Source organism: Vibrio tetraodonis, from assembly GCF_003350295.1.
Classification (GTDB): domain Bacteria; phylum Pseudomonadota; class Gammaproteobacteria; order Enterobacterales; family Vibrionaceae; genus Vibrio; species Vibrio tetraodonis.
The window spans coordinates 52,697-70,842 of the sequence record NZ_QLYY01000017.1 but is presented as its reverse complement, the minus strand read 5'-3'; the positions used below and the strand labels follow the sequence as shown (position 1 = coordinate 70,842).

The 18,146-nt window shown below is 45.2% G+C and carries 17 protein-coding genes; 7 read left to right on the top strand and 10 right to left on the bottom strand.

Features of this window, described 5'->3' with window-relative positions:
* Positions 1 to 15 precede the first annotated feature (15 nt).
* Positions 16 to 894 carry a 4-hydroxy-tetrahydrodipicolinate synthase gene (gene dapA, locus DPF90_RS13325; RefSeq protein WP_114786831.1) on the bottom strand — a complete coding sequence of 293 codons (879 nt, stop codon included), beginning with the start codon at positions 892 to 894 and terminating at the stop codon, positions 16 to 18.
* A 246-nt stretch (positions 895 to 1,140) separates the two neighbouring features.
* On the opposite strand from dapA, the gene DPF90_RS13320 reads away from it, so the two are divergent.
* The gene (locus tag DPF90_RS13320; RefSeq protein ID WP_114786830.1) at positions 1,141 to 1,683 is read left to right on the top strand and encodes a glycine cleavage system transcriptional repressor; all 543 of its coding nucleotides are present in this window, start codon (positions 1,141 to 1,143) and stop codon (positions 1,681 to 1,683) included.
* A 12-nt stretch (positions 1,684 to 1,695) separates the two neighbouring features.
* Positions 1,696 to 2,163 carry a thioredoxin-dependent thiol peroxidase gene (bcp, locus tag DPF90_RS13315; RefSeq protein ID WP_114786829.1) on the top strand — a complete coding sequence of 156 codons (468 nt, stop codon included), beginning with the start codon at positions 1,696 to 1,698 and terminating at the stop codon, positions 2,161 to 2,163.
* Positions 2,164 to 2,238: 75 nt separating this feature from the next.
* Here the strand turns inward: bcp and DPF90_RS13310 are convergent, their stop codons facing one another.
* From DPF90_RS13310 to DPF90_RS13270, 9 genes are all read right to left on the bottom strand, one after another.
* Positions 2,239 to 3,246, bottom strand: a complete 1,008-nt coding sequence (locus tag DPF90_RS13310) for a TIGR03842 family LLM class F420-dependent oxidoreductase (protein ID WP_114786828.1) — start codon at positions 3,244 to 3,246, stop codon at positions 2,239 to 2,241.
* A 24-nt stretch (positions 3,247 to 3,270) separates the two neighbouring features.
* Positions 3,271 to 3,951, bottom strand: coding sequence for an NADPH-dependent F420 reductase (npdG, locus tag DPF90_RS13305; protein ID WP_114786827.1), 681 nt, complete (start codon positions 3,949 to 3,951; stop codon positions 3,271 to 3,273).
* Entirely contained in the window at positions 3,948 to 4,760 is an 813-nt protein-coding gene (cofE, locus tag DPF90_RS13300) for a coenzyme F420-0:L-glutamate ligase (RefSeq protein WP_205395195.1), read from the bottom strand. The genes npdG and cofE overlap by 4 nt, the downstream gene beginning before the upstream one ends.
* Positions 4,753 to 5,382, bottom strand: a complete 630-nt coding sequence (gene cofC, locus DPF90_RS13295; RefSeq protein ID WP_114786826.1) for a 2-phospho-L-lactate guanylyltransferase — start codon at positions 5,380 to 5,382, stop codon at positions 4,753 to 4,755. The genes cofE and cofC overlap by 8 nt, the downstream gene beginning before the upstream one ends.
* Positions 5,370 to 6,335: a 2-phospho-L-lactate transferase gene (gene cofD / locus DPF90_RS13290; protein ID WP_114786825.1), complete on the bottom strand. Its 966-nt coding sequence runs from the start codon at positions 6,333 to 6,335 to the stop codon at positions 5,370 to 5,372. The genes cofC and cofD overlap by 13 nt, the downstream gene beginning before the upstream one ends.
* Positions 6,332 to 7,570 (bottom strand): 5-amino-6-(D-ribitylamino)uracil--L-tyrosine 4-hydroxyphenyl transferase CofH, encoded by a 1,239-nt coding sequence (gene cofH / locus DPF90_RS13285; RefSeq protein ID WP_114786824.1) that lies wholly within the window; start codon positions 7,568 to 7,570, stop codon positions 6,332 to 6,334. Before cofH ends, cofD begins: the two co-directional genes overlap by 4 nt.
* 20 nt (positions 7,571 to 7,590) lie before the next feature.
* On the bottom strand, positions 7,591 to 8,736 hold the full coding sequence (gene cofG / locus DPF90_RS13280) for a 7,8-didemethyl-8-hydroxy-5-deazariboflavin synthase CofG (protein WP_205395194.1): 1,146 nt from the start codon (positions 8,734 to 8,736) through the stop codon (positions 7,591 to 7,593).
* Between the two features lie 302 nt (positions 8,737 to 9,038).
* A complete protein-coding gene (locus DPF90_RS13275; protein ID WP_114786823.1) occupies positions 9,039 to 9,701 on the bottom strand; it encodes a TetR family transcriptional regulator C-terminal domain-containing protein in 663 nt (220 codons plus the stop codon).
* 11 nt (positions 9,702 to 9,712) lie between these two features.
* On the bottom strand, positions 9,713 to 10,714 hold the full coding sequence (locus tag DPF90_RS13270) for a LysR family transcriptional regulator (protein WP_205395193.1): 1,002 nt from the start codon (positions 10,712 to 10,714) through the stop codon (positions 9,713 to 9,715).
* A 67-nt stretch (positions 10,715 to 10,781) separates the two neighbouring features.
* Between DPF90_RS13270 and aptA the strand changes: the two genes are divergently transcribed.
* From aptA to hydA, 5 genes are all read left to right on the top strand, one after another.
* Positions 10,782 to 12,104: an omega-aminotransferase AptA gene (gene aptA, locus DPF90_RS13265; protein WP_114786822.1), complete on the top strand. Its 1,323-nt coding sequence runs from the start codon at positions 10,782 to 10,784 to the stop codon at positions 12,102 to 12,104.
* Between the two features lie 19 nt (positions 12,105 to 12,123).
* Positions 12,124 to 13,620: a CoA-acylating methylmalonate-semialdehyde dehydrogenase gene (locus tag DPF90_RS13260; RefSeq protein ID WP_114786821.1), complete on the top strand. Its 1,497-nt coding sequence runs from the start codon at positions 12,124 to 12,126 to the stop codon at positions 13,618 to 13,620.
* 184 nt (positions 13,621 to 13,804) lie between these two features.
* Positions 13,805 to 15,073 (top strand): Zn-dependent hydrolase, encoded by a 1,269-nt coding sequence (locus DPF90_RS13255; protein WP_114786820.1) that lies wholly within the window; start codon positions 13,805 to 13,807, stop codon positions 15,071 to 15,073.
* Positions 15,027 to 16,601 carry an NCS1 family nucleobase:cation symporter-1 gene (locus DPF90_RS13250; RefSeq protein WP_205395192.1) on the top strand — a complete coding sequence of 525 codons (1,575 nt, stop codon included), beginning with the start codon at positions 15,027 to 15,029 and terminating at the stop codon, positions 16,599 to 16,601. The genes DPF90_RS13255 and DPF90_RS13250 overlap by 47 nt, the downstream gene beginning before the upstream one ends.
* Positions 16,602 to 16,656: 55 nt before the next feature.
* Positions 16,657 to 18,096, top strand: a complete 1,440-nt coding sequence (hydA, locus tag DPF90_RS13245) for a dihydropyrimidinase (protein WP_114786818.1) — start codon at positions 16,657 to 16,659, stop codon at positions 18,094 to 18,096.
* The last annotated feature ends 50 nt before the right edge of the window (positions 18,097 to 18,146 follow it).

The following is an 18,146-nucleotide window of genomic DNA, read 5'->3' as shown; positions in this document are numbered from 1 at the left end:
CAATTCATAGTAAATTTAGTCGATACGGGCGTCTGCCATTGCTTGTGTCACAATTGGACGAGCAGACTCCGATAACTCGGTTAACGGTAATCGTAAGTCACCGCACTCTATCAAACCCATTTTATGCGCTGCCCATTTGACAGGGATCGGGCTCGACTCAATAAACAAATTTTTATGCAGTGTCATTAGGCGCTGATTGATCGCTTCAGCTTCATCGAAATTGCCTGCAAGGGCAAGTTTCATCATGGTTGCCATATCAGCTGCAGCAATATTATTAGTTACAGAGATAACACCCTGCCCACCTTGTTTAACAAACTCTAGGCCTGTCGAATCATCACCACTTAGTAAGATAAAATCTTTGCCACAAAGTTCACGATGAATTTCAATTCGACTTAAATCACCCGTTGCATCTTTAAGTGCGACAATATTTTCAATCTCTGAAAGACGGGCAACCGTTTCAGGCAGCAAGTCAACCGCAGTTCGACCAGGTACGTTATAGAGAATTTGCGGAACATCACTTTCTTCAGCGATGGCTTTATAGTGCTGATACAAACCTTCTTGAGTCGGCTTGTTGTAATATGGTGTGACGCTTAAGCAGCCTGAAATACCAGAATTGTTAAGTAGTCTGCTGAAAGTAACTGACTCATGCGTCGCATTCGCACCTGTTCCGGCAATAACTGGAACGCGCCCATCAGCGAACTCGACTGCCTTCGTCACAACTTTGACATGCTCTTCAACGGTTAACGTTGCCGATTCTCCCGTTGTACCGACAGCAACTATGCCAGTTGAGCCTGCTTGAACGTGAAAATCGACCAATTTTTTCAGGCTAACGTAGTCAACTTCGCCATCATGGGTAAAGGGGGTAATTAGCGCTACAATGCTTCCCGAAAACATGTCTTTCTCCCTAATATAGATACTAATTGCATGTTACTGTAAGGCGATTAACAAACACAAGCGATTAAAGCCGCTTAAATCACCTATTTGAATGAATATTTACCAGATGTTAGAACTTTGCCAAATTAAGCCCGCAATAGGTGTCATGACAAGGTCATAAATCGTACTTTCGAGGTCTATTGACCCCAGACTAACTATGCTAAGCTGTTTGGTTAACACCCATAACTATGATTCGATAGTGATACTATGACTCAACATTTGGTGATAACAGCGGTAGGAGCAGACCGACCAGGTGTCTGTAACCATATTGTACAACTGGTGACAAAATCTGGCTGTAACATTATTGATAGCCGAATTGCTCTTTTTGGCAATGAGTTCACCCTGATCATGTTACTTTCAGGTACCAATGCCAATATTACTCGTGTCGAAACAAGACTGCCGTTGCTAGCTCAAGAACTTGATCTAATTACCATGATGAAACGTACATCTGAGCATGAGCAAACTGATGATTCCTATCACGTTGAGGTATTCATAGAGTCAGAAGACAAAGCAGGTATCACCGAGAAGTTTACTCAATTTTTTGCAGATAAGAGTATAGGTCTTTCATCCTTGAGTGCACAAACAATCCACAAAGACAAAACTCTGTCGGCAAAAAAGCAATTTCACATTGCTATTACCGCTAAGGTTGATGCCCACTTTAATCTGATGCAACTTAACGAAGAATTTGACGCTTTATGTACCAACCTTAAAGTACAAGGCTCACTCCATTTTATCAAAAACAGTCAATAAAAAGGACAACCAATGAACACGCTAACCGCGGGCGCTAAGTCCCCAGCTTTTTCGCTTCAAGATCAGAATGATAATACGGTTTCACTCGGTGATTTCACGGGTAAAAAAGTACTGTTTTATTTCTACCCCAAAGCCATGACGCCGGGATGTACAGTTCAAGCACAAGGCCTGCGCGATGTAAAAGCAGAATTAGATAAGCACAATATCGTTGTATTGGGTGTGAGTATCGATCCCGTTAAACGTCTGGGTAAATTTATTGAACGTGATAATCTCAACTTCACTTTGCTCTCTGATGAAGATCACGCAGTCGCTGAACAGTTCGGTGTGTGGGGTGAGAAGAAATTCATGGGTAAAACATTTGATGGACTACATCGCATCAGCTTCCTCATTAACGAAGAAGGTATGATTGAGCATGTATTTAACAAGTTTAAAACCAAAGATCACCATGAGGTGGTATTGGATTACCTAAACAGCAAGTAATACCCACCTAATAGAACAGCCAGTCACTATCACTGGCTGTTTTGTATCATAAATAAAGGCCTAAAAGTCCAGTAATCACTGACTAAATTCTGGAATAATATGTTGGCCATATTGGGCAATGATGTTCTCTTCGTCACCGTTATCTAAGTAGATATTAAACTGAGTGACACCGACTTCTTCAAGCTGCTTGATTTTAGCGATGTGATCATCTGGACTGCCCAGAACAGAAAAGCTTTCGATGATATCATCAGAGATAAACTCTAGATAAGGGTTATCGCTTTGGCCATGCTTAGAGTAATCATAACCTTTGCGCTTTTCGATATAATCTGTCAGGCTCTTGGGAACTAAGCCTGAGTCACTGCCATATTTTTCAACAATATCAGCGACATGATTACCTACCATAGCTGGGAACCAGCGAGTTTTATCTAAACACTCTTGCTTGTCACCAAAGTAAGCCGGAGCCGCTGCCTGCACTTTAAAATTACTCATATCCTTGCCAGCATTTTTTCCTGCTTCTAATGTTTGGTCAGTAAACCATTTCACCAAACTTGGCTCAGCAAGCTGAAGAATCAAACCATCACCATGCTCGCCTGCTGTCGCAAGGGCTTTGGGTCCGTAAGCCGCTATCCACACAGGAAGATCGTAACCAACCGCCCATGGGAATTTCACCTCTGACGCGCAGTCATCGTAATTCACTGGCTCTTCACCTTTCACCATGGCTTTCACTTTGTGAGTGAACTCAGCCAAGCGAGCCAGAGGGGCGGGTTTTTTGCCCATAACGCGCATCGATGAGTCGCCCCGTCCAACACCAAGATCAAAACGCCCTTCACTTTGCAATGCCAAGCTTCCGTATAAACTTGCCGCAAGCGACCAATCTCGAATATTAGGGTTCGTCACACATGGGCCAAAGCGCATGGTTTTAGTGTGCTCCATACACATAGCCATAGCCACAAAAGACTCACGCCATAGTATGTGTGAATCATAGAACCAGCAGTAGCTAAAACCCGCTTCTTCCGCCTGACGTACTAAGTTTCGTGCGCGATTTGGGCTTACAAAGCCTTTGAAGGTAATTCCAAATTCCATCTCTTATTTCCTTTCGTAATAAGGTTAGTGAACAGGCGGCGCAATGGTTACGCCAGCATGGGTAAAAGGCACCTCTTTTGAGATATTGAGCCTGATTAAGATTGGAGTTAGCGCCTCGATACAGCGAGCACTTTCCGCAAGGCCTGCGTTGTAGGCTTTAACCCCTAACTTTTCGATAAGCGCCATAACTGATTTTTTGGCTTCAAGCTGATTGCCACAGACGAGAACGTCACAGTTGATCGGCTTATCGGTATTATTTAGCGTCACCGCGGATACATTGTGCAAAGCACCGACTACTGAAATCTCATCGCCTAATAGTGCCTGAGCAGCTTCTGTTGCTGAGCCTTCTGGTGGCATTACCACAGCTTTTGGATTTTTAGGCGCAAGTGGCACAACAATATCGACTAATATTTTGCCGCTCAGTAACGGTTTTATATCAGCCAGCGTCGCATCATGTGCTGAATAAGGCACAGACAAAATAACCATCTCGTTAGCCATTTTTGTCGCTTCTAAATTTTCCATTCCCTCTATATTTGCACTTCCTTGCGGTAATGCTGCGTTCAATTCAGCAGCAACCTCAGCGGCGCGAGCGCTGTCACGCGAACCAATAACAACAGGCACACCAGCCATAGCAAAACGCTTAGCCAATCCTTTTCCTTGCGGGCCTGTACCACCCAAAATTGCTATCTTGTTATTTTCATTCATCGGAATAAATCCTCCTTGATCGGTCTTAGGATTTGCTTGGCTGAGCTGTTGCATGCTTGCCAGTTCAATCCACGAAAAATAATCACTGGGCATTTATCACTTTTGCCCATTAAAAGCCCAGATGCGCCTGCTAGTTCATCGGCAAAAGCGGGGGCAGTCACTTTAAGCTCACGTCCCCATGCATCATCATCACCATACATTTCTTGGATGGCAGGCACACGCGCTAATCCAATCGCCACATTGGTTTGACCAAGTCGCCAAGGTCTACCAAAGGTATCGCTTACAACCACACCTAATTGACAGTCAAAATGCGCTTCCAAGCGCTCACATAATTGCATGGCGCTACGGTCAGGATTTTCTGGTAGCGTGATCAACTGACCTTCGAAATCCGCATTGGACTCATCAACCGCTGCATTGGCACAAATAAAGCCAAGTTTGTGCTCGGCGATTAAAATGCCCTCATTTTGCTCTGCACGTTTAATACTGCGCACAATGCGAGTTGATTGGTCGAGTATGACTTGGACTTTGCGCGGGTCTTTGTTGACTTGCTGAGCAAGTTCGATGGCTTGAACGCTCGCAGATACCGTCTCGATATCCACCACAGCGCCTTCAGTTTTCGACACCACTTTATGCGCCACGACTAAGATATCGCCATGCTGCAGTGATTGACCCTCTGCAGTTAAAACCTGAATCACATGCTGAGCCAAATCCATATCAGGCTTAAAATCTGGTAGCCCTGACACACGAAACATCTGTATAGAATTGACCTCTGGCACAACCCTAGATTTTGTCATTGCGCAGTTATTCATAGCAATATTCCTTATTTGGATAATCAGGAAAGGCTTTGATCAAATCCTTAGGTAAATCGATATCTTGACTCAAGTCAGGCAGGTCTAATACCTCAACCTTGAGCCCATTGATGTGCGCTTGTTGAACATGAGCAAGCGCCGACTGACAACCATATTGAAACTTAATCGCATTGGGTGGTGTGGTGATAAGCGCATTGGTCCCTAAGTCCTTAGCTCTCGCTATTACTACCTGATTACCCGCTTGCACAGCTTGAAACAAGGTATCTATCTCACAGCAATCGAGCTTGGCGATATCAGCAGGGATAACCATTTGAAATTGATACCCCAATTTAAGGCTCCAATGAGTTGCTAGTTCAACGGCTGCATTTAAGCCTTTTGCTTGCCTTTCGATTAAGGGAGAAGCACCAAAACTTGATGCAATATCGGCAATTTTAAGGGAATTTGTCACCACAAGGCAGTTGACCTGTGGGTAGTGCTGGGCAAAAAATCGTAATGTCTGACGATAAAGGTCCAAGGCAAGAGCCTCGCGCTGGGAGATATTAAGTACGCCCATAAGTCGCTGCTTAGCTCGGCTCGAAGCCTTCATTGGAATCACAATATTGAGCTTATCTAACATAAGCATGCCCTTTCCAATTGTCGCTTAAGCGCTTGTTCAACAACACAGGTCATCACACTGACCTTTTCGGCTTTATCACGCATCCAGATGTTCTGAACAATAACCTGAATCCCCATGGCTTCAATTTCCGGCGCGTGATGTGCATCGGTTGGATCAATAACTAATACATCGACCAGCTCGCGATAATAAGTCGCTACTCCAACAACATTTGGGCGGTAACCAAGTGATTGCATTAGCTCGACTGCTGGCCCTTTAATCGCTTGATTGCCAATAAGCGGAGAGATGGCCACAATAGGCTTTGAAAGCGCTTGTAATTGACGACGAATACCCCCAACTGACAAGATAGTGCCAATGCTAAGAAGCGGATTACTCGGGGCAATCAATACCAAATCGGCACCGCATAGCGCCTCAAGAGATTCAGGTGTTGCCGACGCCTTCTCGCAATCGAGATAACGAATTTCTTCAACATTTGCTTGGCATCGAAGACGAACAAAATAGTCCTGAAAGCTCAGCCATTGACCATTTGATTTAAGCTTGGTTTGTATTACATCATCAGTGGGCAGCAATATCGGCACATTTACGCCATTTGCAGCGGCAATTTGCTCGGTGATTTTTTGTGCGCGAATACCTTGATGGCGCTGCTCTGTACGAAAGATATGTGTCGCAAAGTCCATGTCTCCTAATTGCATCCATGTATCGACCCCGAGTCGTTTGAGACCATTTAAGACATTTTGCTGATCGCCCGCGAGTCCCCAACCTTGATTGCGATCTATCCGCTCAGCCAAAGTGTAGATAAGGGTGTCGATATCCGGTGAGACCCACAAACCATGAAAAGCTTGGTCATCGCCAATATTGCCAATAATCTTAAGACCATCGGCATAAGTACTTTTAGCTAAACCTTCCGCCGCTTTCGCTCCGCCAACACCGCCCGCAAGTAGCGTGATATTAAGACTTGTCATAATACGGCCTCAAAACGCGCAATCTCTTGAGAGGGCAAAACCAGCTGACTTTTTTTCTTGCACTGCGCTTGTAACGGGTATTCCTCTAACACCTGATAGGAGGTAGAGCGCTGAAAAGCATCTAACCCCGCTTGATGGATAAAGCTCACCATATCTTGTGGTTGAATCTCTTGGCCATGTTCGCCGCCTGCTGCTCGAGATATACTCTCATTCATCAGGGTGCCACCAAGATCATTGGCTCCAGAGCGCAACATTTGTATTGCGACATCAGAGCCCATCTTGACCCAAGAAGCCTGAATATTGTTGATATGACCTTGCAGCATAAGCCTTGCTACTGCATGCATTTTAAAGTGCTCATTGCGTGTCGGGCCTGGCCTTACTTTTCCTGGATTCTCGTTGTAGAGCTTGGTTTTGTAGTGCACAAATCCAAGGGGAACAAACTCGGTAAAACCACCCGTTTCTTTTTGGGTATTGCGCAGTAATTCAAGGTGATTTGCCCAATGGTAAGGCTGGTCGATATGGCCATACATTATGGTTGATGTGGTCTTAATACCTACTTCATGCGCCGCTTTAATAATGGCGACCCAGTCTTGAGTACTGAGCTTGTCTTTAGTTAATTGCTGGCGAATCTCGACATCCAAAATCTCAGCCGCTGTACCTGGCATGGTATCTAAACCACATAGTTTGAGATCATGCAAAAACTCTTTGTAGCCCATTTTGGCACGACGGGCGCCATACCAAATTTCAAACGGGGAAAAGGCATGGATATGCATCTTTGGCAAGCGTGCTTTGATGGCCAAAACAATATTGCGATAAAAATCAGCACCTATCTGCGGATGCAACCCACCTTGAATACATACCTCAGTCGCACCGCGATCCCAAGCTTGCTGCGCGCGTTCTGCTATCTCATCTAAAGAAAGAAGCTCCGCTTCTTTGTGTTTTATTGGCTTAGCAAAGTTGCAAAACTTGCATCCCATGTAACACACATTGGTAAAATTGATATTTCGGGTGATAACAAAACTGCCTCTATCACCACACAAATTTTGACGAACCTGATCGGCCACATCAAGCAATGCCTGTTGATCACGCCCATGTGCATTGAAGAGGCTTATTGCTTGTTTTGCTGATATTTCCTTGCCATCCAATGCCCGTCTGAGAGTATCTCTAATCTCGGGATTCAACCGGCTAAATGGTGTATGAGTAGCTGTAGGCTGATCGCTCCGTGACAACATCATCTTCTCCTTGGCTTTACAACTTAATGGGTATGGCTTTGTATCATGGCAAAGCCATCAACTGACGCCTGTGAGCGGATTCTTGAGTGGACCAAACTATCCGTCAGTGTTTCGATAGGTGACTGATGCCCTGGGTAAACGGTTAAGCGCTCTATTAATTCATAGCCTGTCGATTGGCAGTGCTGTGCCAAACGCTCTATCTGCGGCCAGGCTCGTTCTGGATTGATAAAATCTTTGGTCAGTGGCGAAATTCCGCCCCAGTCATTAATACCTGCGCGCAAATAATCTTGATAGTCCTGCTCTAGGTTAGGCGGTGCCTGCAAGCTGATTGAGGGAGATAGGATCAAACGAGCTGCAGCCAAAGTGCGCAGCATATCGACTTTGGGAGGCTCAGGAGCATCCGCCATTGCCGTTCCGGCTTTGGCACGAAAATTCTGAATAATAACCTCTTGGATATGACCATGTTTGGAATGCAAACGCTCAATTTCACACAAGCTTTCGATTCTGTCTTGCCATGATTCGCCAATCCCAATCAGCAAACCCGTGGTAAAAGGGATAGCAAGTTCACCAGCCGCCTCTAAGGTATCAATACGACGTTGAGGCGTTTTATCTGGGCAGCCATAGTGAGCCCCGCCTTTTTTAGTTAAGGCTGGGCTTAAACTCTCTAACATCATGCCCATGGAGCCAGCGACAGGTTTGAGTGTTTCTAACTCCTGATAAGAAAGTGCTCCAGCATTGATGTGAGGGACAAGCAAACTTTTTTGCAGCACAAGTTCAGACATTGCTTTAAGATAACCAACCGTCGTCTTATGCCCTTGTTCAGCGAGAAGATGTCTAGCCAATTTATGCCGCTTTTCAGGCTGCTCACCTAAACTGAATAACGCTTCCTTGCAGCCCATTCTCTGGCCTTGAAGCGCCGTCGTCAGAACCTGCTCGGGCGTCATCAACTCAGCTTGGCCCGATTCGGGGGTTTTGACAAAAGTGCAATAACGGCAAGTATCACGGCACATATTAGTTAATGGAATAAACACCTTACGTGAGTAGGACACCTTTTTCCCCCAGTGCCTGTCACGCAGATCGCTCGCTTGTTGACAGAGGCCAACTAGCTGCTCAGTCGTGGCATTACCTAACTGTAGCGCTTTACCCTTGCTCAGCATATTTTTCTCCATAGATGAGTCCTTTCACCTAACCCTAAAATGATGACTAGATAAGACCCTAAAAAAGCTGCACCTTTTTCACTCGCGGGTAGAACTAACACTCTTTTTACCAAATGGCAAAAAAAATAGATGGAAGAATTCTTGTTATGTAAGCGCAGTCTAAATAAAGGCACTGTTGATAAAAACCTTTTACTTACAACAATTTAATGACACTTAGATTTATACTTTTTTTGTTGAAAGAGTTAATAAGGCATGGTTTTCTTGGTTAAGCGACTGCTTAGAAAGGGGGATTAGCCCCTTAATACTAAAGGGCTTTATTTATGCGCTAAAACACCATGTAAAACCATATTGGTGAGAAATTTAGCTGCCCGATCAAAATCCGGCTGTTCGAGTTTTTTCTTATCAAGCACCAACTCTATTTGGGTAGCAAAATCAGCATAAGTTTGCGTCATCGCCCATATTGAAATGAACAAATGCTCTGGCTCAATATTCGTCAGCTGACCATGATCCATCCAGCTTTGTACCAAATGGATATTACTATCAAAAAGTGGCTTTAGGTGAGTCCTCAGGTAATCACGCAGCATAGGAGCGCCAGCTATGATTTCCTGAGCAAAGACTTTGGAAGCATCTGGCTTGTCATGTGAAAGCTGTAACTTACCTCGAATGTAAGCCTCTATCAGCTGCTCTGGTGTGGCATGTTTCTGCTCGGCAAATACCATCCTTTCTAACCAAAGATCGACAATATTCTGTAAGACTTTTCTATACAGAACCTCTTTGGATGAAAAATAATACAGCAAATTCTGCTTAGAAATACCGCTTTGCTGGGCAATTCGCTCCATGGTTGCGCCCTTGTAACCAAACTCAGCAAACACGCTTTCTGCTGCTTTTTGTATCTTGGCTTCCAGTGCCAAACGGGTAGACGAAGATTTGGTGTCTTGTCTTTTTGGTGCCGACAACGTAGAAGAGATAATAGCCATAATCACTCACCTTAAGTGTATTTTTGCTGCTCCTCATCAACCAAGATTTTTGAGCGCATCAGCGAATCGAGAAACTCTTGTACTATTCGAGTCGGTTTAGGCGACTTTCGATGAATCGCAGTAAATTGGCAATAATACGAGAAATTTGGATTATTTACTCTAATGATTTTATCTTGCACCACCATAATCGCGGCAAAATGTTCGGGTAAAAATCCAATATATTGTCCAGATCGAATCAGTGTTGCGATCCCTTCTTGATTAGTTGCCGTTGCGCTCTTATCTAAGTTAAGTGCTCGACCAATCTCCATATTTGGGCTACTAAAACTTAATCCCGCATATTTCTGCAACATGACTTCGTCATCACTGACTAATCGTTGAACATCAAACAATGGATGGCCTTTTCCGCAGTACATATACATCTGCTCACCAAATAAAGGCAAGTACTCAAGACTGGCCGAACGGCGATGAGGTGGGATAATTCCAACATGATATTTGCCTTCCAACACCCCTTTCTCAATTTCGTTAACAGGCAAGACATGGATATCGATTGCTACATCTGGCGCTCTCGAAGCATAGTCTGCAATCGCTTTGTCCACCTGACACATGGAATTGGTCACCGTAGTATCAAACATGGCAATAATAAGGTGCCCTTTTAAGCTGTGATGTAAACCGTTTACCTCATGACGAAACTCATCCATAGAAAGCACCAAACGCTGCGCCGATTCATAAATGTGAAGCCCTTCACTGGTGAGAGAGAACCCCGAACGTCCTCGCAGACAAAGTACTAACCCCAAACGTTGTTCTAAGTCTTTTAGATGGCGGCTAATGGTAGAGCGTCCAATGTTAAGCTCCATCTCTGCCGCGCTTAAGCCACCGCTGTCAACCACTGCCATAAACACTCGCAACAAGCGAATATCCATATCGGATAACTGTCCCAATAACGCCTTCATTGTTTCATAAACCCGCATCTTTAGTTCGATTATTTGTGATTTATCAAACCAAATCTCGTGCATAAAGTAAAAGCCAAGTCCATGTTTTTTACAAAGAAAATGGAAAAACAATAAGGGAGAGTCACAGTATATGGACACTCAACAGAGTGAATACGGAATGCAGGCCTACTGGATGCCGTATACCGCAAATAGAAGATTCAAAGCCGACCCACGCATCATCACTGGCGCTCAGGGTGCCTACTACATAGACGATAAAGGACGCAAGATATTTGATGGTCTTTCCGGTTTATGGACATGTGGCGCTGGTCACAATCGAACAGAAATCGCCAATGCCGTAGAGAAGCAACTCCTCGAACTCGACTATGCACCCGCTTTCCAATATGGCCACCCCAAAGCCTTTGAGCTGGCCGAACGTTTGGCAGTTTTAGCACCAGAAGATATCAATAAAGTCTTTTTTGTTAACTCAGGCTCTGAAGCATCGGATACCGCAACAAAAATTGCTCGCGCGTACTGGCGCCAGAGAGGAGAGCCCACTAAAACTCGTATTATCGGCCGTATCAAGGGCTATCATGGCGCAAGTTGGGGAGGCATAAGCTGGGGAGGCATCAATGGCAATCGTAAGATGTGGGGACAAGCAATGGAAGCCGACCACCTTGCCCACACGCTACAGCCTAACATGGCGTTCACCAGAGGTATGGCGCCCACAGGTTCAGAGATGGCTGACGAGTTACTTGAACTTATCACACTGCATGATGCCTCCAACATTGCTGCTGTTATTGTTGAACCTTTTTCTGGCTCGGCTGGCGTTATCGTGCCCCCCGAAGGCTACTTACAGCGCTTGCGAGCAATTTGTGACCAACATGATATTCTGCTTATCTTCGATGAGGTAATCACTGGCTTTGGCCGAACTGGCGACTACTTTGGCGCACAGACTTTTGGCGTCACTCCTGACATGATTTGTATTGCTAAGCAAATCACCAATGGCGCCATTCCTCTCGGAGCCGTGTTGGCTAAACAAGGCATTTATGACACTTTCATGCATGCCGGAGGGGCAGAACATAATATCGAGTTACCTCACGGTTACACATACTCCGGACACCCTGTCGCTTGCGCTTGTGCACTGGCTACCTTAGATATATTGGAAAAAGAGCAGCTTATACCTCAAGTTGCTGAGCTTTCTCCTGTGTTTGAAAAGTCTATCCACAGTCTTAAAGGCACCAAACACATCTTAGATATTCGTAATTTTGGCTTTGCGGCAGGTCTTACCATAGCACCACGTGATGGAGACCCAACCATTCGCCCCGTCGAAATCGCCACCACTTTATGGCAGCAAGGTTTCTATGTCCGCTATGGAGGAGACACCATTCAACTCGGCCTGCCCTTTATCACTCAAGAACATGAAATAGACCGCCTAATCAATGCAATGGGCGACGCCATAGAGCAAACAGCTTAAACCCAATAAGGAAGTAAACATGTTAGAACATATTGGTCACCTGATTAACGGCGAAATCCACTCAGAAGAAACACAAGAGCAAGCTGTATATAACCCAGCAAAGGGCGAGCCATGTGCGCAAGTATGTATGGCATCAGAACAAACCGTCGCTATGGCAATTAGCGCGGCTAAGCAAGCTTATCCTGCTTGGCGAAATACTCCACCAGCGGTTCGAGCTCAAGTTATGTATCGCTTTAAACAACTACTAGAAGAAAATCAAGGTACCATTTGTGAATTGGTCTCACGAGAACATGGCAAGGTACTTAGCGACGCAAAAGGCGAATTGGCTCGTGGTATAGAAAATGTCGAGTTTGCTTGTGGGATCCCAGAGCTACTCAAAGGAGAGCATAGCCGCAATGTTGGACGCGATATTGATGCTTGGAGCGAGCTACAACCTTTAGGTGTAGTTGCCGGAATTACCCCCTTTAACTTTCCAGCCATGGTACCACTTTGGATGTGGCCAAGTGCGGTAATGTGCGGCAACACTTTTGTGCTCAAACCATCTGAGCGCGACCCTTCCTGTGTGCTATACATTGCTCAGCTCGCTGAACAAGCAGGTCTACCCAAAGGGGTACTTAATGTGGTTAACGGGGGTGCTGATGCAGTCAACCAACTGATTGACGATGACACGATACAAGCCATCAGCTTTGTCGGCTCGACCTCAATTGCAGAAACCATTTATCAACGCGCATCAGAGAAAGGGAAACGCTGCCAAGCTCTGGGCGGTGCAAAAAACCACGCAGTCATTATGCCAGATGCTGATCTTGACAATGTAACCAGCGCTTTAATGGGAGCGGCCTACGGCTCTTGCGGTCAGCGATGTATGGCTATCTCAGTTGCAGTTGCTATTGGTGATAAGGTTGCCGATGCTCTTGTAGACAAACTCAAGCATCAAGTAGAAGCGCTTAAAGTTGGTCCTGGCAGTGATGACAGCAACGAGATGGGACCACTTATCACAGCAGCACAAAAGGACAAGGTCACCAACTATGTGACTCAAGCCGTTGAGCAGGGAGCCGAGCTTATTGTTGACGGCAGAAGCCTTGTTGTTCCGGGCTATGAGTCAGGTTTCTTCTTTGGCGGCACGCTGTTTGACAAAATAACACCCGACATGGACATCTATCAACAAGAGGTATTTGGTCCTGTGCTTGTGGTGGTAAGAGTCAACTCTTTAGAAGAAGCTGTCTCACTTATTAACCAACACGAGTATGGCAACGGCACTTGCATATTTACCCGAGATGGGGAAGCAAGCCGTTATTTCTCAGACCAAGTTATGGTTGGTATGGTGGGGATCAATGTACCTCTGCCAGTCCCTGTTTCTTACCATAGTTTTGGCGGCTGGAAGCGCTCCTTGTTTGGTGACTTGCATGCTTATGGTCCGGACTCGGTTCGCTTTTACACTAGACGTAAAGCCATCAGTCAAAGGTGGCCATCAGGAGAAGCGAAGGATGGAACCTTGTTTTCCTTCCCAAGTTTGTAACCTGTAACAATACCAAATTATCAAGCCTAACATTGGCCTGCGGCTGAACCATCCGCAGGCCAATGTCAGATTTAAAGTATCCATTTATTGTCTATTTGAACACTCAGCTCTGTTATTCCAATGAATGACGGCCCAGAGTTAACGGCCTGAGCATGGCCTAAAAACAAGTAAAAAAGGAGTTTGTATGCAAAACTTACGCGTCAATGGCGATCGACTATGGCAAAGCCTTATGGAGATGGCTCAATTTGGATTAACGGAAAAAGGGGGATGTGCTCGCTTAGCCGCAACCGAATTAGATGGTAAAGCCAGAGATTTGTTTGTCGACTGGTGCAAAGCCTGCGGCTGCACTGTCAGTGTCGACAAAATGGGTAATATTTTTGCTCGCCGTGAAGGCAAAAACAATTCACTGCCAGCCGTTGCAACGGGCAGTCACTTAGACACTCAGCCAACCGGTGGTAAATTTGACGGCGTGTTTGGCGTATTGGCAGGAGTTGAAGTGCTGCGCACCTTGCATGACAACAATATTGTTACCGAATCACCAATGGAGTTTACGGTGTGGACCAATGAAGAAGGCTCTCGATTTCAGCCAGCCATGCAAGGCTCTGGGGTCTATGTTGGTCGGTTCGATTTAGAAACAGAGTTAAACAAAACAGATGTCGATGGCATTCGATTAAAAGACGATCTAGAGAAAATCGGCTATTTAGGTAAGGAAGAACCCGGCAGCCGCAATATTGGTGCCTTTTTTGAAACCCATATAGAGCAAGGTCCAATCTTGGAAGACCAAGGCAAAACCATAGGTATTGTACGACTGGGGCAAGGTATTCGCTGGTATAACCTGACAATTAAAGGTCGTGAGTCTCATTCAGGCACCACGCCTATGTATTTGCGTAACGACGCTATGGTAGCGAGTGCCAAAATTATTACAGAGGTTGAGCAAATAGCTCACCGCTACGAAAATGGACTCGGCACAGTCGGCTTTATGCAAGTTTTTCCAAATTCTCGCAATGTGATCCCAGGTGAAATTACCTTTAGTGTCGACTTACGCAACCCCAATGCCGATACACTGGCTGAGATGGATAGCGTATTTACCAAGTACTGCGAATCGGTAGCAAAAGAGCGCGAGATACAAATCGATATTGACCCCTTCTGGTATTTTGCCCCCGTTGAATTTAATGCCTCTGACGATGTTAAATCTGCTGCAGATAAGCTTGGCTATTCGAATATGGATATCTACGCAGGTGCAGGACACGATGCTTGCTATATGGCCGACCTAGTTCCTACTGGCATGATCTTCACGCCATGTGAAAATGGCATTAGTCACAACGAAATCGAAAATACTTCTCCTCAAGAGTGTGAGGCAGGAGCTAACGTTCTTCTCCATACCATGCTCGAAGCGAGCGAACGGATTGCAAAAGAATCTGTTGGCTCAGTTGAATACGACACCGCAGAGTAAGTCTCTGCTCGAAACAAATTCTCAACTGGATGAGAAGTTAATGAAGCAATCAAGCATGAAAAAAATTGGCAACTTCTACGAGCTAGAGGTCGCCAAAGATTTAATCGATAGTAAATACTTTAATCAAGACCTCGCCCCCACCAAAGTCTCGGAGCGTACTTGGAGTAAAGTAAACATTGCCGCATTGTGGGTTGGTATGGCTATTTGTGTTCCGACTTATACACTGGGAAGCATACTCACGGCCTACTTTGGCCTGTCAGTACTTGAAGCCTTGTTTACCATTTTACTTGCTAATATCATTGTATTAATCCCCCTCACTCTCAATGCCTTTGCTGGCACCAAATACGGCATACCTTTTCCTATTCTTCTGCGTTCGTCATTTGGTACTCTGGGCTCTAATGTTCCATGTCTAATCCGAGGCTTAGTCGCTTGTGGCTGGTTTGGTATCCAAACCATGTTCGGTGGTTTAGCCATTCACCTACTTTTATCAGAGCTTTCGACAAGCTGGGCTAACCTTGCAGGTATCGGAGAAGTACTTGGGTTCTTTATCTTTTGGGTTCTCAATATCGGTATAGTGCTCAAAGGTTCTGAGTCTATCAAATGGCTCGAAACCCTGTCAGCACCGCTGCTACTGGCTGTGGGATTCGGTCTGATATTTTGGGCAAGTGATAAAGTCTCTTACACAGAAATCATTATGACCCCAGCTAATCGCCCTGAAGAAGCGGGACTAGCCAGTTACTTCTTTGCAGGACTCACGGCTATGGTCGGCTTTTGGGCAACGCTATCGCTCAATATTCCAGATTTTAGCCGCTACGCAAAATCGCAAAAGGATCAAATTGTCGGGCAAATCATTGGCCTGCCTCTGACCATGTTCTTTTTTGCTGCATTAGGTGTTGTGCTTACTTCTGCATCATACACACTGTTCGGCGAAACCATATCTGATCCCATCACTCTGATCAGTAAAATTGAAAGCCCATTTTGGGTGGTTATTGCCATGGTTTTGATTATCATTGCGACGCTATCGACCAATACGGCAGCCAACGTGGTATCGCCGACCAATGACTTTCAAAATATCGCTCCCAAACAAATCAACCATACTCGCGGAGTCATGCTCACAGGACTGGTTGGTTTGGGACTGATGAGTTGGGAGCTTCTAAAAAAACTCAACTGGATAGAGTCTGATGTCAGCGTCGAAGCTATGTATTCTAATTGGCTACTTGGATATTCTAGCCTTCTAGGACCAATAGCAGGGATCATGATTGTCGACTATTTTCTGATCAAGAAACAACACTTAGATATTCCCGCACTCTACTCTGATCAAGAACGAAGCCCATCGATCAACTATGCAGGCTTCATTGCCTTCTTCATCCCAGTAACCCTAACCATTATTGCCCTAACTTTTGAAGTCTTAATTTGGTTTTACAACTACGGATGGTTTACCGGCGCCTTTTCTGGGGCAATGTTGTACTACCTAATCGCCTCAACCAGTACACATCCAGCAATCAATGCTCAACCGGAAAAAGCCTGAACAAGAACGGCCATTAGTGCTTAGCGCTAGTGGCCATATTAAACAAGGAGTTATGATGAATCTTTTAATCAAAGGGGGCGATATCGTCACCCATGAACAAACCTACTCAGCCGATATACTGTGCGTGGATGGTAAAATAAGTCAGATCGGTCAAAATCTTGAAATTCCTGAAGACACTGAAACAGTTGATGCCCATGGCAAACTGGTCATGCCTGGCGGTATCGACCCACACACTCACATGCAATTACCTTTTATGGGCACTGTGGCTTCCGACGACTTTGCCTCTGGAACAGCAGCTGCCCTTGCTGGCGGTACAACAACCATTATTGATTTTGTTATTCCCTCTCCTAAACAGTCATTAATCGAAGCCTATCACCAATGGCAAGATTGGGCGTCTCTGTCTCAATGTAACTACAGCTTTCACGTTGCAATTACATGGTGGGATGAATTGGTAAAAAATGAAATGAAAACCTTGGTTGCAGACCATGGTGTGAATAGTTTTAAGCATTTTATGGCCTACAAAAATGCCATCATGGCTACAGACGATATTTTGGTATCGAGTTTTAGTACCTGCCTTGAATTAGGAGCAATACCGACTGTACACGCAGAAAATGGTGAGCTGGTTCATCATCTGCAACAAAAGCTGTTAGAAAAAGGGATCACGGGGCCAGAAGGACACCCACTCTCTCGACCACCAGCGGTTGAAGGTGAAGCTGCTAACCGTGCCATCAACATCGCAGGCACTTTAGGAGCACCTATTTACCTGGTGCATGTTTCAACGGAAGAAGCCGTCGATGCGATAAAATACGCCAAAGACAATGGACAAATCGTATTTGGTGAGTGCCTAGCTGGCCACTTGGTTATTGATGATAGCGTTTATCAGAGTTCTGATTGGAACTACTCTGCCGCGCACGTTATGAGCCCCCCTTTCCGGCCTAAAAAGCATCAAGATGCTTTGTGGAAAGGATTGCAAAGTGATGCTATTCAGACCACAGCCACTGATCATTGCGCTTTCTGTGCCTCGCAAAAAGCCATGGGCAAAGACAATTTCACCATGATCCCAAATGGTACATCAGGAGTGGAAGAACGCATGATGGTGATGTGGGATAAAGGCGTTAATCAAGGCAAAATCACACCTAATGAGTTCGTTGCGATGACATCCACTAATGCTGCCAAAATCTTTAATTTATACCCTCGTAAAGGCGTGATTGCTGTTGGTTCAGATGCCGATATCGTTATATGGGATACCAAGCAAGAGAAAACCTTCACGGTTAGCGATCAGATGTCTAAGATCGACTTCAATATCTTTGAAGGTATGCAGGTTCAAGGTAAACCCGTCACTACCATCTGCAATGGTAAGGTTGCTTGGGATAAAGGAGAGCTGAAATCAGCACCAGGCGATGGTCAATACATTACCCGCCCTCCGTATGCGAGCTTCTATCAAAGTCAACTCAAGCGCAATCAGCTTGAAGAACCAGAAGCCGTGAGTCGCTAAGTACTACTGTTAATAAAGTGAGTGATGGTAGGTACTGAAAACAATAACGC

Bases quoted from the DNA above. Each gene is read 5' to 3' on its own strand.
- dapA (WP_114786831.1), bottom strand. From the start codon at position 894: ATGTTTTCGGGAAGCATTGTAGCGCTAATTACCCCCTTTACCCATGAT.
- DPF90_RS13320 (WP_114786830.1), top strand. From the start codon at position 1,141: ATGACTCAACATTTGGTGATAACAGCGGTAGGAGCAGACCGACCAGGT.
- bcp (WP_114786829.1), top strand. From the start codon at position 1,696: ATGAACACGCTAACCGCGGGCGCTAAGTCCCCAGCTTTTTCGCTTCAA.
- DPF90_RS13310 (WP_114786828.1), bottom strand. From the start codon at position 3,246: ATGGAATTTGGAATTACCTTCAAAGGCTTTGTAAGCCCAAATCGCGCA.
- npdG (WP_114786827.1), bottom strand. From the start codon at position 3,951: ATGAATGAAAATAACAAGATAGCAATTTTGGGTGGTACAGGCCCGCAA.
- cofE (WP_205395195.1), bottom strand. From the start codon at position 4,760: ATGAATAACTGCGCAATGACAAAATCTAGGGTTGTGCCAGAGGTCAAT.
- cofC (WP_114786826.1), bottom strand. From the start codon at position 5,382: ATGCTTATGTTAGATAAGCTCAATATTGTGATTCCAATGAAGGCTTCG.
- cofD (WP_114786825.1), bottom strand. From the start codon at position 6,335: ATGACAAGTCTTAATATCACGCTACTTGCGGGCGGTGTTGGCGGAGCG.
- cofH (WP_114786824.1), bottom strand. From the start codon at position 7,570: ATGATGTTGTCACGGAGCGATCAGCCTACAGCTACTCATACACCATTT.
- cofG (WP_205395194.1), bottom strand. From the start codon at position 8,736: ATGGAGAAAAATATGCTGAGCAAGGGTAAAGCGCTACAGTTAGGTAAT.
- DPF90_RS13275 (WP_114786823.1), bottom strand. From the start codon at position 9,701: ATGGCTATTATCTCTTCTACGTTGTCGGCACCAAAAAGACAAGACACC.
- DPF90_RS13270 (WP_205395193.1), bottom strand. From the start codon at position 10,714: ATGCACGAGATTTGGTTTGATAAATCACAAATAATCGAACTAAAGATG.
- aptA (WP_114786822.1), top strand. From the start codon at position 10,782: ATGGACACTCAACAGAGTGAATACGGAATGCAGGCCTACTGGATGCCG.
- DPF90_RS13260 (WP_114786821.1), top strand. From the start codon at position 12,124: ATGTTAGAACATATTGGTCACCTGATTAACGGCGAAATCCACTCAGAA.
- DPF90_RS13255 (WP_114786820.1), top strand. From the start codon at position 13,805: ATGCAAAACTTACGCGTCAATGGCGATCGACTATGGCAAAGCCTTATG.
- hydA (WP_114786818.1), top strand. From the start codon at position 16,657: ATGAATCTTTTAATCAAAGGGGGCGATATCGTCACCCATGAACAAACC.